17 protein-coding genes are annotated in these 15,024 nt (G+C 67.4%); 14 read left to right on the top strand and 3 right to left on the bottom strand.

Translation table 11 applies throughout. The features are described 5' to 3' along the window. Positions 1 to 41 precede the first annotated feature (41 nt). Both ACZZZF_RS07425 and ACZZZF_RS07420 read right to left on the bottom strand, forming a co-directional pair. Complete coding sequence (locus ACZZZF_RS07425; RefSeq protein ID WP_463497792.1) at positions 42 to 1,721, bottom strand: MDR family MFS transporter; 1,680 nt, start codon at positions 1,719 to 1,721, stop codon at positions 42 to 44. After that, positions 1,722 to 2,333, bottom strand: coding sequence for a TetR/AcrR family transcriptional regulator (locus ACZZZF_RS07420; protein ID WP_463497790.1), 612 nt, complete (start codon positions 2,331 to 2,333; stop codon positions 1,722 to 1,724). Positions 2,334 to 2,440: 107 nt separating this feature from the next. Between ACZZZF_RS07420 and ACZZZF_RS07415 the strand changes: the two genes are divergently transcribed. The 7 genes from ACZZZF_RS07415 to ACZZZF_RS07385 all read left to right on the top strand — a co-directional run bounded on the left by ACZZZF_RS07415 (position 2,441) and on the right by ACZZZF_RS07385 (position 7,965). Then, positions 2,441 to 3,049, top strand: a complete 609-nt coding sequence (locus ACZZZF_RS07415) for a TetR/AcrR family transcriptional regulator (RefSeq protein WP_463497789.1) — start codon at positions 2,441 to 2,443, stop codon at positions 3,047 to 3,049. Continuing rightward, positions 3,046 to 4,488, top strand: coding sequence for an MFS transporter (locus ACZZZF_RS07410; protein WP_463497787.1), 1,443 nt, complete (start codon positions 3,046 to 3,048; stop codon positions 4,486 to 4,488). The genes ACZZZF_RS07415 and ACZZZF_RS07410 overlap by 4 nt, the downstream gene beginning before the upstream one ends. Next, positions 4,485 to 5,678, top strand: coding sequence for a M20 metallopeptidase family protein (locus ACZZZF_RS07405; protein ID WP_053098930.1), 1,194 nt, complete (start codon positions 4,485 to 4,487; stop codon positions 5,676 to 5,678). Before ACZZZF_RS07410 ends, ACZZZF_RS07405 begins: the two co-directional genes overlap by 4 nt. Positions 5,679 to 5,837: 159 nt before the next feature. Next, positions 5,838 to 6,305: an Asp23/Gls24 family envelope stress response protein gene (locus ACZZZF_RS07400; protein ID WP_463497784.1), complete on the top strand. Its 468-nt coding sequence runs from the start codon at positions 5,838 to 5,840 to the stop codon at positions 6,303 to 6,305. A 123-nt stretch (positions 6,306 to 6,428) separates the two neighbouring features. Beyond that, entirely contained in the window at positions 6,429 to 6,995 is a 567-nt protein-coding gene (locus tag ACZZZF_RS07395) for an RNA polymerase sigma factor (protein WP_463497783.1), read from the top strand. Continuing rightward, the gene (locus tag ACZZZF_RS07390) at positions 6,992 to 7,615 is read left to right on the top strand and encodes an Asp23/Gls24 family envelope stress response protein (protein WP_053098932.1); all 624 of its coding nucleotides are present in this window, start codon (positions 6,992 to 6,994) and stop codon (positions 7,613 to 7,615) included. Before ACZZZF_RS07395 ends, ACZZZF_RS07390 begins: the two co-directional genes overlap by 4 nt. After that, positions 7,612 to 7,965, top strand: coding sequence for a hypothetical protein (locus ACZZZF_RS07385; protein WP_056277230.1), 354 nt, complete (start codon positions 7,612 to 7,614; stop codon positions 7,963 to 7,965). Before ACZZZF_RS07390 ends, ACZZZF_RS07385 begins: the two co-directional genes overlap by 4 nt. Before the next feature lie 85 nt (positions 7,966 to 8,050). Here ACZZZF_RS07385 and ACZZZF_RS07380 read toward each other — a convergent pair whose 3' ends face one another. Further along, entirely contained in the window at positions 8,051 to 8,896 is an 846-nt protein-coding gene (locus tag ACZZZF_RS07380; RefSeq protein ID WP_056277233.1) for an SDR family oxidoreductase, read from the bottom strand. Between the two features lie 94 nt (positions 8,897 to 8,990). On the opposite strand from ACZZZF_RS07380, the gene ACZZZF_RS07375 reads away from it, so the two are divergent. From ACZZZF_RS07375 to rpsI, 7 genes are all read left to right on the top strand, one after another. Then, positions 8,991 to 9,365, top strand: coding sequence for a winged helix-turn-helix transcriptional regulator (locus ACZZZF_RS07375; protein WP_463497781.1), 375 nt, complete (start codon positions 8,991 to 8,993; stop codon positions 9,363 to 9,365). Between the two features lie 90 nt (positions 9,366 to 9,455). Then, positions 9,456 to 10,994 carry an APC family permease gene (locus tag ACZZZF_RS07370; RefSeq protein WP_463497780.1) on the top strand — a complete coding sequence of 513 codons (1,539 nt, stop codon included), beginning with the start codon at positions 9,456 to 9,458 and terminating at the stop codon, positions 10,992 to 10,994. Between the two features lie 55 nt (positions 10,995 to 11,049). Further along, positions 11,050 to 11,898, top strand: a complete 849-nt coding sequence (gene truA / locus ACZZZF_RS07365; protein WP_463497777.1) for a tRNA pseudouridine(38-40) synthase TruA — start codon at positions 11,050 to 11,052, stop codon at positions 11,896 to 11,898. A gap of 14 nt (positions 11,899 to 11,912) precedes the next feature. Continuing rightward, positions 11,913 to 13,190 carry a hypothetical protein gene (locus tag ACZZZF_RS07360; protein ID WP_463497774.1) on the top strand — a complete coding sequence of 426 codons (1,278 nt, stop codon included), beginning with the start codon at positions 11,913 to 11,915 and terminating at the stop codon, positions 13,188 to 13,190. 19 nt (positions 13,191 to 13,209) lie between these two features. After that, entirely contained in the window at positions 13,210 to 13,878 is a 669-nt protein-coding gene (locus tag ACZZZF_RS07355; RefSeq protein ID WP_053098939.1) for an endonuclease/exonuclease/phosphatase family protein, read from the top strand. 177 nt (positions 13,879 to 14,055) lie between these two features. Next, positions 14,056 to 14,502, top strand: a complete 447-nt coding sequence (gene rplM / locus ACZZZF_RS07350; RefSeq protein ID WP_045253410.1) for a 50S ribosomal protein L13 — start codon at positions 14,056 to 14,058, stop codon at positions 14,500 to 14,502. A gap of 27 nt (positions 14,503 to 14,529) precedes the next feature. Beyond that, positions 14,530 to 15,015, top strand: coding sequence for a 30S ribosomal protein S9 (gene rpsI / locus ACZZZF_RS07345; protein WP_042539158.1), 486 nt, complete (start codon positions 14,530 to 14,532; stop codon positions 15,013 to 15,015). Positions 15,016 to 15,024: the final 9 nt, after the last annotated feature.

Genomic DNA, 15,024 nt, shown 5'->3' with positions numbered 1-15,024 from the left:
CGCTCCTCATCTGAGGAGCGGGCCCGTCGTTCGTGAAAAGGTCAGCGACCGGCGGGCGGGATGTCGCGCCGACCGGCTGCGATGCGGTCCTCGTCGCCGGGAGCGGCGTCATTTCGACCGGAGCCGCCGCGCTGCTCCGCCTCGAGACGCTCCGCCTCCTCGCCGCTGATGGCCTCGCCCCGAGCGACGAGTCCCGCCTGATCCGACAGCGGGATCTGCTTGAGGAACAGCGAGAGCACCAGAGCGAGAGCGATGAAGGGCACCAGGTACCAGAAGACCGGTGCGAGGGCATCCGCGTAGGCCGTGACGATGCCGTCCCTGACCTCGTCCGGCAGCGAGTTCAACGTCGCGGGGTCGATCGTCGAGGCCGCCTGCGAGGCGGCATCCGGTGATGCTCCGGCGTCGGCGAAGACGCCGAGCAGGTTCTCGGTCAGGCGGGTCGTGAAGATCGTGCCGAAGACGGCGGTTCCGAGTGATGCACCCACTTCGCGGAAGTAGTTGTTCGTGCTCGTAGCTGTGCCGATCTCGCCGGCGGGGACGGCGTTCTGCACGACCAGCACGACGACCTGCATGATCAGGCCCAGACCGGCGCCGAACACGAAGAGGAAGGCGCAGATCAGCCAGATCGGCGTCTCGGCCGAGAGGGTGGTCATCGAGATCATCGCGATGCCCGTCAGGATCGTTCCGACGATCGGGTAGATCTTGTACTTCCCCGTCTTCGAGATCGCGATGCCCGAGAAGATCGACGTTCCGATCAGTCCCACCATCATCGGGATCATCAGCAGACCGGATGCGGCGGCCGACGTGCCCGACGACATCTGCAGGAACGTCGGGACGAACCCGATCGCCGCGAACATCCCGATGCCGAGCACGAGACCGATCGCGGTCGCGTTGACGAAGATCGGATTGCGGAAAAGGCTCAGCGGGATGATCGGGTCCTGCACCTTGGCCTCGGTGATGACGAACGCGGTCGCGGCAACGATGAGCCCGGCTCCCCAGGCCCATGTGGCGAGCGAATCCCAGCCGAACTCCTTGTCGCCGCCGAAGTCGGTGAAGAAGATCAGACAGGTTGTCGCCATCGAGAGGAAGATGACGCCGAAGATGTCGATCGGCTTCTGGGCCTTCTTGCTGGGCAGCTTCAACGCGACGAGGGCGATGATGAAGGCGGCGATTCCGACCGGGATGTTGATGTAGAACGCCCACTGCCAGGTGAGGTGGTCGACGAAGAACCCGCCGAGCAGGGGGCCGGCGACGGCCGACAGACCGAAGACGGCGCCCAGGGGACCCATGTACTTGCCGCGCTCGTTCGCGGGGACGATGTCGGCGATGATCGCCTGCGACAGGATCATCAGACCGCCGCCGCCGAGGCCCTGCAGTGCGCGGAAGATCACGAACATCCAGAAGTCGGTGGCGAAGGCGCAGCCGACGGACGCGAGCGTGAACAGCGCGATCGCGACGAGGAAGAGGTTGCGTCGGCCCAGGACGTCACCGAACTTGCCGTAGATGGGCATGACGATGGTGGTCGCGAGCAGATAGGCCGTGGTGATCCAGACCTGGTGGTCGACGCCGCCGAGCTGTCCGACGATGGTCGGCATGGCGGTCGAAACGATCGTCTGGTCGAGGCTCGAGAGCAGCATGCCCGCTATCAGGGCGCTGAAGATGATCCAGATGCGGCGCTTCGTGAGCAGGAAGGGCGCATCCTTGGTGGCGGTGGCGGACATTCAGTGGGCTTTCTGTGATGGTGCGAACACGGAGCGAGCGATCTCGAGGCGTCGGCTGACGAGGTCGCTGAAGGAGTCGGTCGAGTGGTGGTGCAGCAGCTGGTCCATGCACAGGCGCACCAGGGCGCCGACAGTGTGGACCATGACCTCGGCGCGCAGCGCGGCATCGTCGCCTCCACCGCTTCGCTGAACGACGAGCCCGCCGTCGCGCCTCTCGTTCTTCGCCAGCTGCTCGAATGCGGCCTTGAGCAGTCGAGGCTCCTGCTCGATCACCGCGAACAGGGCCGGTGCGTCGTCGAGGGGATTGAAGAGCTCGAATCGCGCGATCGTCAACCCGATGAAGTCGTCGAGCAGCTCGCCGTCCTGCGCGACGAAGGCGGCCTCGAGCGCTTCCTGTCGCGAGTCGATCGCGGCGAACCCGAAGACGGCGTTCTCCTTGCTCTCGAAGTAGTTGAAGAACGTACGCCGCGAGACGCCGACCGCAGAGCAGAGCTCCTCGACGGTGAAGCCGGCGAAACCGTGCTCGGTCGTCAGTCGGCGAGCCTCGTCGGTGAGTGCGCGGGACGTCTCCCTCTTGCGCTGCTCTCGCAATGAATCTGCACTCTCGCTCATGAAGTGCAATCTTGCACTCTGAACCTAAGAGTGCACTGTGAGCTCCGTGCTCCGATCGTGTCGAATCCGTAATATTTACGAAACACTCCGTATCGTATCGTTGGGCCATGACATCCGACTCGACCGAGAAGCCCGGCCGCCCCACTGACGAGGACCTCACGCGACGGATCCTCACGACCGCCGGCGAGATGCTCGGGCGGCGCGGCTACCAGGCGCTGAGCGTAGAGCAGGTGGCCAAGGCCGTGGGCTGCGGCAAGACCGCGATCTACCGCCGATACGCGGACAAGGGCGCGCTCGTCGCCGCGGTGCTCCGATCGCAGGTCGAGATCGGGGCGATGCCCGACCGGGGCAGCGTCCGCGCCGATCTGCTCGAACACGTGCTGCAGAACCAGCGCAACCAGGAGCTGTCCCCGGAGCAGAGTCACGGACTCCGTGCGATGTTCGAGCCGGATGTCTTTCCCACCCTGTGGGACTCCTTCTTCCAGCACCGCCGTCGGCAGGGTGTCGAGATCATCGATCGCGCCATCTCCCGCGGCGAACTCCCGGAGGACGTCCACCACGACATCCTTCTCGACACGATCGCCGGGCTCACCCTGTACCGGCAGTCCGTCAAGCGCATCCGCATCGATGAGCGCCACTACGTCGACATCATCGACGCTCTCGTCAGCACCCCGCCGCGTCGCATTGCAGACGCTGATGAACAGGCTTCCCCTTGACCACTGACACTCCACCCCTGACCGCATCCCTGCCGAAGGTGAGCGCCCGCGCCGTCGTCGGCTTCCTCGTCTTCTGCGAACTCGCGAGCGGATTCGTCCAGGGGTTCTACGCCCCTCTGCTCGGCGAGATCGCAGGACACCTCCAGGTGTCGGACGCCGACATCACCTGGTTCCTCACGGTCCAGACTCTGGCGGCCGCAGTCTGCGTGCCGCTGCTCTCGAAGCTCGGAGACATCTTCGGGCATCGCCGGATGCTGCGGATCGCCGTGGTCGCGGTGCTGATCGGCACCCTCGTCACCGCGTTCCTGCCGAGCTATCCGCTGGTGCTCGCCGCCCGGATCCTCGTCGGGCCGCTCGCCGTCTGGCTCCCGCTCGAGATCGCTCTCGTGCACAACCGCATCAAGGGCGAAACCGCGCGGACCTCGATCGGCCTGCTCGTGTCCTGCCTGACAGGTGGCGCGATTCTCGGCACGATCTCGGCGGGCGTGTTCTCCTCCGTGCTGCCCTCGCTGACCCTCACCCTGCTCGTGCCCGTGGTGTTCGTCGCGGTCAGCGTCTACGCGGTGTTCTTCAAAGTCCCCGAATCCACGTCGCGCACCGGTGCGAAGATCGACGTCCTCGGATTCATCGGCATCGGTCTCGCGATGGTCGTGCTGCTCTTCGGTCTGCGTCTCGCGTCCAGCGAGGGCTTCGGATCGATGTCGACCATCGTCACCCTGGTCGCGGCGGTCGTGATCTTCGCGTCGTGGGTGCTGTGGGAGCTGCGCGTGGCATCTCCGGCCATCGACGTGCGGCTGATCGTCTCGCCCCGGCTCGGACCTGTCTACCTGACCGCATTCCTGTTCGGCATGGTCATGTTCGGCGCGCAGGCGCCGTCGACGACGTTCCTCACCGCCGACCCTGACGTCTCGGGCTACGGCTTCGCGGCGACGGCCGGCACAGCGTCGGCCGTGACGGCGGTCGTGACGATCCTCGCCACGGTCGGCGCCGCCACCTTCGCGCCGATCGCTCGCAGAATCGGCATCCGCGCGGTCCTGGTCACCGGTGCGGTCCTGGCCGCATCGGGATCGCTCATCCAGATCGCGTTCCACGAGGAGCTGTGGCAGATCTTCATGATCTCGGCGATCAACGGGATCGGTATGGGCTTCCTCCTCGGAGCTCTCCCCGCGCTCGTCGCCGAACTGGCCCCGAGCGATTCGACCGGGATCGCGGCCGGGGTCTACAACTCGCTGCGCACCCTCGGAGGGTCGGCTGCCGGCGCGGTGTTCGCCGTGCTGCTCGCGGGCTTCACCGCATCCGGATCCCTCAGCTCGTCGATCGGCGGTTACATCACCATCTGGAGCGTCTGCGCCGGCGCGTTCATCATCTCCGCCCTCGCGCTCGCATTCATGCGGATGCCGCGCCTCACCGACTCCTCCGCACGAAAGGCCCACTCGTGAGCGCCCCCGATTTCGCGGCCGATGCCGTCGCGATCCTGCCCGACCTGGTCGCCCTGCGACGAGCTCTGCACGCCGACCCCGAGCTCGGACTCGACCTGCCGCGCACGCAGCAGAAGGTTCTCGACGCGCTCGAAGGACTGCCCCTCGAGATCACCACCGGCACGCGCACCACCTCGGTCGTGGCGGTTCTGCGCGGAGGGCGGCCGGGGCCCGCGGTGCTGCTGCGCGGTGACATGGACGCCCTGCCGATCGAGGAGACGACCGGTCTGGAGTTCGCCTCGACCAACGGCACCATGCACGCGTGCGGGCACGACCTGCACACCGCGGGCCTCGTGGGCGCGGCGAGGCTTCTCTCGGAGAGACGCGACGAGCTGCACGGCTCGGTGATCTTCATGTTCCAGCCGGGGGAGGAGGGACACGGGGGCGCGAAGGTCATGATCGAGGAGGGGCTGCTCGACGCGGCCGGTGAACGTCCGGTCGCCGCGTACGCGATCCATGTCGCACCCGGTCCGCGCGGCCTCTTCGCGACGAGGAGCGGAGCGGTGGCCGCAGGATCCAACCAGCTCTTCGTCACGGTCGACGGCAGGGGAGGGCACGGTTCGCAGCCTCATCAGACGCTCGATCCGGTGCCCGCCGCGGCCGAGATCGTGCTGGCGCTCCAGAGCTTCGTGACGCGGCGGTTCGATGCCTTCGATCCCGTGGTGCTGTCGGTGACCCGGCTCTCGACGGGTGAGGGAGCGGTCAACGTCATCCCCGAGCAGGTCGAGCTCGCTGCGACCGTCCGCAACATGTCGCCCGCGTCGCTCGCGACCCTCCAGGAGGGGCTGCCTCGGGTGATCGAGGGGGTGGCGGCCGCGCACGGCCTCACCGCCGACGTGCGCTTCGACACGATGTATCCGGTGACCGTGAACGACCCCGCAGAGACGGCCGAGACCGTCGACGTGCTGCAGGGTGTCTTCGGCGAGCAGCGCGTCGTCATCATGCCGACGCCGATGATGGGATCAGAGGACTTCGCCTTCGTCCTCGACGAGGTGCCCGGCACGTTCATCGCGCTGATGACCTCGCCGCCCGACGCGGACCCGAGCACGATCGAGTGGAACCACTCGCCGAGGGTGCTGTTCGACGACGCGGTGCTCGGCGACCAGGCTGCGGCGCTGGCATCCGTCGCATTCGCCCGCACGGCTCGCTGACGTCCCCTCTCAGCGGAGGCCGCTCCCCGTCGGGGAGCGGCCTCCGTCATGAATGACGACCAATTTGTGACGAATCGTTCGTAGCATCCGTCTTAGTGGTGTCGCTGCACTGCGGCCCTCCCCGCAGGGGATCGGAACACACTGACGAAGGAGCACATGATGGCGAACGTCTCGAACGCACAGCAGCCCAAGGTCCAGGTCGCCCCGGCAGGTTCGACCGTCGCCTCGACGGGTGCGACGATCATCGAGAACGGCGTGGTCGCGAAGATCGCGGGAATCGCGGCTCGCGAGGTTCCCGGTGTGTACGCGCTCGGTGGCGGAGCCGCTCGCGCCGTCGGAGCCATCCGTGATGCTCTCAACTCCACCGACCTGACCCAGGGTGTCAGCGTCGAAGTGGGCGAGACGCAGGTCGCGATCGACGTGACGATCGTCGCCGAGTACCCGGCATCGTTGCAGAAGGTCGCGGACGATGTCCGCGCGGCGATCTCCGTCGCGATGAGCGAGTTCGTCGGCAAGCAGGCGGTCGAGGTCAACGTCACCATCAACGACGTCCACATCCCCTCCGATGACGCGTCGGACGACGACGGCGCCGCCGCCGACGACGCCGTGGAGACGCGTGTCCTGTGATCCATCGAGATGCGAACGAGTGATCGGATCAGCATCTCGTGACCTCGTGATCGGGTCGATGATCCGATCCGATCACGGGTCCGCTCCGAATCTATTCGGGGGAATGGAAAAGGGAGTCGACGCATGGCTGGGGAACGCTTTCGCTCTGCACTCGAGCAGGCCGACGACCGGATCGTCGCCGGTCGGGCGATGGATGGGGACGTCGCCGCATTCGCGGTGCTGGTGCGCAGGTACACGCCGATGATGCGCGCGTACACGCAGCGGATGCTGAACGCCTCGGCCGATGTCGACGACATCGTCCAGGAGACGTTCGTGACCGCGTGGCAGCGGTTCTCCGAACTAGACGACCCCGCGAAGGTCAAGAGCTGGCTGATGCGCATCGTGAGCCGCAAGGCGGTGGATCGCATCCGCGCACTGCGACCGATGATCGACGTCGACGACGTGGAGCAGGCCGCGCCGCCGCAGGGTGCTCCGGCGCGCGTCGTCGAGGCCCGCGCGGGGATCGAGGCGCTGGGGACGGCGTTGCAGGAGCTGCCGGCCGCCCAGCGGGAGTGCTGGGTGCTCAGGGAGATGGGCGGGTACTCGTACGACGAGATCGCCGCCGAGCTCGACATATCGGTGTCGACGGCGCGTGGCCTTCTCGCCAGAGCCCGCAAATTCATGATCGTGCGAATGGAGGCCTGGCGATGAGCGATGATCAGGCGACCCCCGACGTCCGTCAGCTCGGTCTCGAACCGGGCGATCTCGACGGGCACACGCTCGAAGAGCTGAGCGACTATCTCGAAGCAGGGAGGGTTCCCCTCGACCCGTCGATCGAGGGCTCGCCGGGATGCCAGCTCGCTCTCGACGCACTCGAGCGGCTGCACGGCCTCGGCGGTCAGCTGATCGACGCCGATGCCGCCGCCATGCCCGAGGTCGATGACAGCTGGGTCGATCGCATCCTCTCGGGCATCGCCCTGGACGCCCGCGCCGGGCGTCGGATCCCGTTCGCAGAGACCGACCCCGCGGTCGACTTCGGAATCACCGAGGGTGCCGTCCGGGGCCTCATCCGCTCGGCGGAGAACGCTGTGCCCGGCATTCTGGTCGGGCGGTCGACACTCGACGGCGACGTCACCGCCGTGGGCGAGCCGATCCGCATCGCGATCGAGGTCAACGCCGTCTACGGCGAGTCGATCCCGCAGGCGGTGGACCGGCTCCGCGAAGAGGTCGCCGAGCGTCTGCGGCGGCAGACGTCCCTCACGGTGACCGCGATCGACGTCACCGTGCGGGACATCCAGAGAATCAGCAGCGCGGCGGAGGAGACACCATGAGCGTTACCGATCCCACGGGACTCGCTGAGAGGTTCGAGGCGGCCGTGCTGGCCACCCCGGGTGTGCGCAGCGTCTACCGGGCGGGCTCACTGGTGTCGAATCTCGTCGGAGAAGGTGCGGTCGCGATCGGCATCAGCCGGGTCGACGAGCCGCTCGTGGCGGTTCGCGTCGCCGACGAGGGCGTCGTGGTCGAGGCATCGCTCGGCATCGAGTACTCGGCGAGTGCCGTCGAGCTGCTGCAGGACGTCCGCGCGGCCTTGGGGAAGGTCCTGGCGGAGGACGGGCTGGGGCCCGTCGAGATCGTGCTCACGATCGCGTATGTCCATCCTCGGGAGGCATCGTCGGACTGAGTCCGCGTGAGCGCGCTGAGGCGCCGGTCCTGGGTGAGGATCGGCGCCTCCTGGTGGGGCGGCCGGCCTGATGCCGAACGGCGGATCAGGCGATGGCGCGCAGGCCCTCGACGAGAGGCGTCGTGGGACGGCCGATGAGGCGCGCGAGCGTGCCGTCCGACTCGGAGAGCGCGCCCGACGCGATGCCGGCATCCAGAGCGACGACGAAGCCCGCCGTGCCCTCGTCGAGACCGGCCGCCTGGAGTCCGGCGAGCTGCTCGTCGGCCGTGAGCGGCTGATAGGTCACGTCGCGGCCGGAGACCTCCGCGATCGCGGCTGCGAGCTGGGTGTAGTCCCACGCGACGTCGCCGCCGAGTTCATACACCTGCCCGATGTGACCGTCTTCGAGCAGCACGACGGCTGCGGCCTCGGCGAAGTCCTTGCGGCTGGCCGACGCGACGCGGCCGTCGCCGGCTCCGGAGGCGAGCACTCCGGTCTCGGCTGCACGGGCGAGGTCAGCGGCGTAGTTCTCGGTGTACCAGTTGTTGCGCAGGATGACTGCCGGGAGACCGGACGCCGTGATGAGCTCCTCGGTGGCCTTGTGTTCGGGGGCGAGCACGAGATCGCTCGTCGTGGCCTTCGGAGCGCTGGTGTAGACGAACTTCGTGACACCGGCGGACCGGGCGGCGTCGATGACCGCCTGGTGCTGCGCGACGCGCTGCCCGACCTCGGAACCCGAGATCAGCAGGACGCTGTCCACGCCCTCGAGGGCGGAGGTGACGGAGGAGGGGTCGGTGTAGTCGAGCCGCGCGACCCGCACGCCGAGATCCTCGGCCTTCGCGACATCGCGGGCGCCGGCGATGATCGACTGCGGGTCGGCGCCGCGCTCGAGGAGGCTGGCGATGACGAGGCGTCCGAGGTTGCCGGTCGCACCGGTGACGAGGATGGTCATGGGGTGTCCTTTCGTAGGTGACAGAGGCGATAACCTGGCCACCGTGTCGGAACATTCCATACTGCGGGTACCCACTTTGAAGTAAGGTACATACATGACGGTTAGTTATGCACAGATCCGCGAGTCGACTCCGCAGATCTTCGAGCCGGGATGCAGCACCCGCGTCATCCTCGACCACGTGATGAGCAAGTGGGGCGTGCTCGTGCTCTCGTCCCTCTCCGACGGCACCCATCGCTGGGGCGAGCTGCGCCGCGAGGTCGGCGGCATCAGCGAGAAGATGCTCGCCTCGACCCTGCGAACCCTCGCCGACGACGGGCTGGTGCGTCGGGAGTCCTTCCCGACGGTGCCTCCGCACGTCGAGTACAGCCTGACTCCTCTCGGGCGGGATCTCATGGGGCGGATGCTGCCGCTCGTCGAGTGGGTCGCCGACCACGCCGACGGAATGATCGATCGTGACTCACTCGACTGATTCCGTCGCTCAGTAGCGCAGACGCCCACGGAATCCGTCGGTATAAGAAAAGGATTGACGCGATATACGCGGTACCCGTATGTTCTGAGCATGTCAGCTACGACGCCGATCCATCTCGAACGCCCCGACGGCAAGGGCCTGGCCGCCGGCACCCTCGGTCTGTGGGGCTCGACCGTCATCGGCCTGGCCTCGACGGCCCCCGTCTACTCACTCGTCGCGACGCTCGGCTATGTGGTGCTGGCCGTCGGAGCTCAGGCACCGATCGCGTTCATCATCGCGTTCGTGCCGATGCTGCTGATCGCCTTCGCCTACCGTGAGCTGAACAACGCCGTCCCCGACTGCGGCACCACGTTCACGTGGGGGACGAAGGCGTTCGGTCCCTGGGTCGGCTGGATGGGCGGCTGGGGTGTCGCAGTCGCCGGCATGGTGGTGCTCGCCAACCTCGCCCAGATCGCATCGGTCTACTTCTGGTCCCTGATCGGGTTCGATCTCGAGAACAACGACTGGCGGATCGTCCTCGTCGCTGTGCTGTTCATCGCCGCGATGACCTGGGTCAGCTGGCGCGGCGTCGAGATCGGTGAGCGCATCCAGAACGTTCTGCTGGGCATCCAGTACCTCGCCCTGGCGATCTTCGTCGTCGCCGCTCTCTGGCAGTTCTTCGCGGGTACCGCCCCGAACCCGACGCCGTTCGAGATGGAATGGCTGAACCCGTTCGCGTTCACCAGCTGGCCCGGATTCACCGAGTCGATCCTGCTCGCTCTCTTCATCTACTGGGGCTGGGACACGTGCCTCGCGCTCAACGAGGAGACCAAGGATCCCAAGAAGATCCCCGGCCGCGCGGCGCTGCTGACGACCGTCATCCTCCTCGTCACCTACGTCGGCGTCACGATCGCCGCGATGATGTACGCCGGTCTCGGGTCGGAGGGCACCGGGCTCGGCAACGAGGCCAACGCCGACGACTTCTTCCTGGGGATCAAGGACGGCCTGCTCGGCCCGTTCGGCTGGGTGCTCGTGGTCGCCGTCGTGCTCTCGGCCATCTCGTCGACGCAGACCACGATCCTCCCCACCGCCCGCGGCACCCTCGCGATGGGCGTGTACCGCGCTCTGCCGGCGAAGTTCAAGGACGTGCACCCGACCTACAAGACTCCGTCCTTCTCGACCATCGTCATGGGGGTCGTGGCCATCGCGTACTACATCGGCATGACCCTGATCAGCGACGACATCCTCCAGGACTCGATCCTGTCGCTCGGTCTGGCGATCGCGTTCTACTACGCCATCACCGGGTTCGCCTGCGCCTGGTACTTCCGCAAGGATCTCACCCGCTCGGCGCGCGACTTCCTCTTCAAGGGGCTGTTCCCGGTGCTGGGCGCGGCCATGCTCACCTGGGCCTTCGTGCAGTCGGCGATCGACATGTGGGACGTGGACTACGGCTACACGGTGCTCTTCGGCATCGGCGGCACCTTCGTGATCGGCATCGGAGCGCTCGCGTTCGGCCTCGTGCTCATGTTCGTCTGGTACCTGTTCCCGCGGTCGAAGAGGTTCTTCCGCGGCGAGAGCCTCAACCGCGACACCCAGGTGATGGTGCCCGACGAGCCGGGCCTGATCCGCTCGATCGACGGCGGCATCTGAGCTGCGGCATCCTGTCCGAGCCGGATCGCGCGCGGGTACGCCCTAGGCTTTATCCGTGCGCATCCGGCTCGACATCGCCTACGACGGCACCCACTTCCGCGGGTGGGCCAAGCAGCCCACCCTGCGCACAGTGCAGGGGACTCTCGAGGCCGCGCTTGCTCGCATCGTCGGCTCCGAGGTGCAGTTCGTCGTCGCAGGACGGACGGATGCCGGGGTCCACGCCCTGGGTCAGGTCGCGCACGTCGACCTCGACGAGGAGCAGTGGGCCCGCATCGAGTCGCGTCAGGGTCGTGCGCCGCAGGACCCTGCGGCGTCGATCGCGCGACGGATGAGGGGAGTGCTCGGCGCCTACCCCGATGCGACCGTCACGCGCTCGTCCATCGCTCCCGATGGATTCGACGCCCGATTCTCTGCGGTCTGGCGGCGTTACCGCTACCGTCTCGCCGACTCGACGGCGGGGTACGACCCTCTTCGACGCCACGACACGACCGCGCACCGCGGCGTTCTCGACGACCAGGCGATGGATGCCGCGGCGCGGACGCTCATCGGACTCCACGATTTCGCGGCCTACTGCAAACCTCGTGAGGAGGCCACGACGGTCCGGACGCTCCTCGACTACCGCTGGTCGAGGGACGCCGAGGGTGTGCTGGTCGCCGAGGTGAAGGCCGACGCGTTCTGCCACAGCATGGTGCGGGCCCTCGTCGGCGCGTGTGTCGCCGTGGGGGAAGGGCGTCTCGACATCGACGATCTGGTCGTGCTGCGCGACGCGCTCACCCGCACCAGCGAGTTCAAGGTCCTGGCGGCGCGGGGACTCACGCTCACCGAGGTCGGCTATCCCGCCGACGATCTGCTGTCGACCAGGGCGGAGCAGACGCGCGCCCGTCGTGACGGCACGAGCGCATGAGTCGGCTGGCTGCGATGTTCGTCGAAGTCACCTCCCCGGGCTGGGCGTTCTGGCGAGCGCTGGTCGACACCTGCATCGGGCTGATCGTCGGCACGCTCTACACGTTCGTCGGCATCATCGTGGTCGGCATCGTGGGGGAGGAGGCGCTGTCGTCCCTGTACTGGCAGATCGACCTCGACCCTCTGTTCCGAGCGAGCATGGGCGTCTTCCTGCTCGCGGCTGCGCTGCTGGCAGCTCTCGTCCCCGTCGTCGTGGTCGCCGAACGCTTCGCGGCACTGCGCGCCGTCGAAGCCGCAGCGCTCGAGAACCCGGATGCCGTGCCGCAGCACTCCCTGCGCCAGACGCTGCAGGCGTCGCCGGCCGCACTCCTGCAGAAGACCGGCACGGTGGTGTTCTGGTGCGTGGTGGGACTCGGCGCCCTCTTCGCGCTGGGGGTGCTCTTCACGGAAGATCTCCGTGAGGATGCGGTGAGCTGGGTCGCGCTCCTCGTCATCGCCGTGCTGGCCGCCGGCGCCGCGGCGGTGCGACGACTCGGGCGACGAGCCGTCGAGCGCGTTGGGCCGCGGATGAGCACGCAGTGGAGCCGGTGGAAGCGGCTGGTGCCGCTCGCGGAAAGGCGCGACGCCGACCGCAGGGACGCGGTGATGCGCACCGTCGTGCCCCGCTGGCTCGCGGTGCCGAGCGCGCGGACCGTCGGCCGGATCGCGAAGATCCTGCTGACGGCGACGCTCCTCTCGCTCGCGGCCTTCATGCTGTCGGTGTTCATGCGACAGCAGTGCCGCACCTGCGACCCGGTCTACTGGGACGAGCCCATCGAGAACGGCATCGATGTGCTGAGCCTGACCAGCGGCGCAGCGATCGCGATGTGCGCCGCCCTCGGCATCGTCGCCTGGCTCGGGGGAGTCGTCCTGCAGTTCTCGCGCGAGCGCGCGCTGGTGCGGTGGGTCTCGGACGGCGTGCCGCGTCGCGTCGACACGAGCCTGGTCGAGTCCCTGCTCTCGGGCAATCGGTCGATGGTCCGGCTGCAGATCGGTCTGTCCGTGGTCGGGGCGGGGGCTCTCATCGTGGGCACCGGCGCGATCTGGGCGGACTGGACGGCGATGGACGCACGGTGGCCCCTCGTCGCCGCCGTCGTGCTGATCGCCTCGGGCTTCGTCATCGGCTGGGCGGATTCGCGCCGACGTCGCAGAGAGCGCCAGCTCGCGCGGGATGCACTGTTCCCCGGCGACGTCGGACGCCGCGGCGACGCGACGACGCGAGGGCGGGCGATTGCCACCGGAATCCAAGACTGACGCACTACCGTGAAGTGCGATGAAGGTCATCTCGTACAACTTGCAGAAGCACCGCGCCGCAGGAGAGCTCGCGGCGCTGGCCTCGACGCACGATCCTGACATCCTGTGCCTGCAGGAGTGCGATGTCGCGGACTTGCCGGAGACCATCGGAGACCTCACCCTCGCGGATGCGACACAGGGCAACCGGCTGGGACTCGCGATGTTCTATCGCGCGAGCGAGTTCCACCTGCAGGGCATCCGCACGATCGAGCTGAAGAAGTCGCTGCACGACCGCATCGCCAAGCCCGCGCACGAGCGGGTCCTGGGCGCACGGCTGCGGGACATCGACGCGGGGCGCGAGTTCATCGCCGCGTCGTTCCATGCGGCGCCGCTCACCGCCCTGAACTCCCTGCGGCGGCATCAGATCCGGGCGGCGCTCACCGAGCTGGCGACGCTCGGCGAGGGACTGCCGCAGCTGATGGTCGGCGACTACAACTACCCCGTGTTCAAGGAGAACCTCGGTCAGACGATCCGCGAACACGGATACGCGCTGACACTGAGCGACGATCACACCTACACCCGGTACCGCGTGTTCCGCGGCCACTACGACTTCGCCACCTCTGTCGGCTTCGAGATCCAGCGGGTCACCACGCTCCCGCAGGGGATGAGCGACCACCGTCCGATCCTGGTGACCACCCGCTTCGACTGATCGCCGACCGGCCCGGTTTGGGAGAACGCTCGGAATGACGTAAGCTGTCACTTTGGTACTCGACTGCCGAGTGCCACGAACGTGAGCCCTCCACTGGCGTGTTCCTCCCTGTAGGGAAGAACCACCCCGGAGTGGGATTCACGAACTTCTCCGTTCGAACAAGAAAGCAGCACTATCGTGACGCGCACTTACACCCCGAAGGCCGGCGAGGTCCAGCGTGACTGGGTCGTCATCGACGCCACTGACGTCGTTCTCGGCCGTCTGGCCTCGCACGCCGCTACGCTCCTGCGTGGCAAGCACAAGCCCACCTTCGCCAACCACATCGACTCGGGTGACTTCGTCATCATCGTGAACGCCGACAAGGTCGCGCTCACCGGTCAGAAGCTCCAGAAGAAGCTGGCCTACCGCCACTCGGGTTACCCGGGCGGCCTGAAGTCGGTCACCTACGCCGAGCTCATGGAGAAGAACCCGGTCCGTGCTGTCGAGAAGGCCATCCGTGGCATGCTCCCCAAGAACAGCATCGGCCGTCAGCAGCTGTCGAAGCTCAAGGTCTACGTCGGTGGAGAGCACCCGCACGCCGCTCAGCAGCCGAAGACGTACACCCTCGACCAGGTCGCCCAGTAAGCGCCGTAAAGACTTAAGGACATACTCGTGGCTGACATCCAGGACACCACCGAAAACCCCCAGAACTTCTCGACGTCGACTCCCGAGACCGACGCAGTCGAGGCGGCTCCCCGCCCCGTGCTGAGCGTCCCGGGTGCCGCTGTCGGCCGTCGCAAGCAGGCCATCGCCCGCGTGCGTCTCGTCCCCGGCTCGGGAACGATCACGGTCAACGGCCGCACGCTCGAGGACTACTTCCCGAACAAGCTGCACCAGCAGCTGATCAACGACCCGTTCACCATCCTCAACCTCGCCGGCGGCTACGACGTCATCGCGCGCATCTCGGGCGGTGGCCCCTCGGGCCAGGCCGGTGCACTGCGTCTCGGCATCGCTCGTTCGCTCAACGGCATCGACGAGGAGAACAACCGTCCGACCCTGAAGAAGGCCGGCTTCCTGTCGCGCGACGCTCGCGTCAAGGAGCGCAAGAAGGCTGGACTCAAGAAGGCCCGCAAGGCGCCTCAGTACTCGAAGCGTTAAGGTCCACCG

The sequence above is a fragment of the Microbacterium sp. AC215 genome (assembly GCF_979258645.1).
Note: the sequence above shows the minus strand (reverse complement) of the source record. Positions and strands in the feature narration are given on the sequence as shown.

What these genes read in the sequence shown, in the direction of transcription:
- ACZZZF_RS07355 (WP_053098939.1), top strand. Translation starts at nt 13,210, where the DNA reads ATGAAGGTCATCTCGTACAACTTGCAGAAGCACCGCGCCGCAGGAGAG.
- ACZZZF_RS07415 (WP_463497789.1), top strand. Translation starts at nt 2,441, where the DNA reads ATGACATCCGACTCGACCGAGAAGCCCGGCCGCCCCACTGACGAGGAC.
- ACZZZF_RS07380 (WP_056277233.1), bottom strand. Translation starts at nt 8,896, where the DNA reads ATGACCATCCTCGTCACCGGTGCGACCGGCAACCTCGGACGCCTCGTC.
- ACZZZF_RS07360 (WP_463497774.1), top strand. Translation starts at nt 11,913, where the DNA reads ATGTTCGTCGAAGTCACCTCCCCGGGCTGGGCGTTCTGGCGAGCGCTG.
- ACZZZF_RS07400 (WP_463497784.1), top strand. Translation starts at nt 5,838, where the DNA reads ATGGCGAACGTCTCGAACGCACAGCAGCCCAAGGTCCAGGTCGCCCCG.
- ACZZZF_RS07370 (WP_463497780.1), top strand. Translation starts at nt 9,456, where the DNA reads ATGTCAGCTACGACGCCGATCCATCTCGAACGCCCCGACGGCAAGGGC.
- ACZZZF_RS07395 (WP_463497783.1), top strand. Translation starts at nt 6,429, where the DNA reads ATGGCTGGGGAACGCTTTCGCTCTGCACTCGAGCAGGCCGACGACCGG.
- ACZZZF_RS07385 (WP_056277230.1), top strand. Translation starts at nt 7,612, where the DNA reads ATGAGCGTTACCGATCCCACGGGACTCGCTGAGAGGTTCGAGGCGGCC.
- ACZZZF_RS07375 (WP_463497781.1), top strand. Translation starts at nt 8,991, where the DNA reads ATGACGGTTAGTTATGCACAGATCCGCGAGTCGACTCCGCAGATCTTC.
- ACZZZF_RS07420 (WP_463497790.1), bottom strand. Translation starts at nt 2,333, where the DNA reads ATGAGCGAGAGTGCAGATTCATTGCGAGAGCAGCGCAAGAGGGAGACG.
- ACZZZF_RS07390 (WP_053098932.1), top strand. Translation starts at nt 6,992, where the DNA reads ATGAGCGATGATCAGGCGACCCCCGACGTCCGTCAGCTCGGTCTCGAA.
- ACZZZF_RS07425 (WP_463497792.1), bottom strand. Translation starts at nt 1,721, where the DNA reads ATGTCCGCCACCGCCACCAAGGATGCGCCCTTCCTGCTCACGAAGCGC.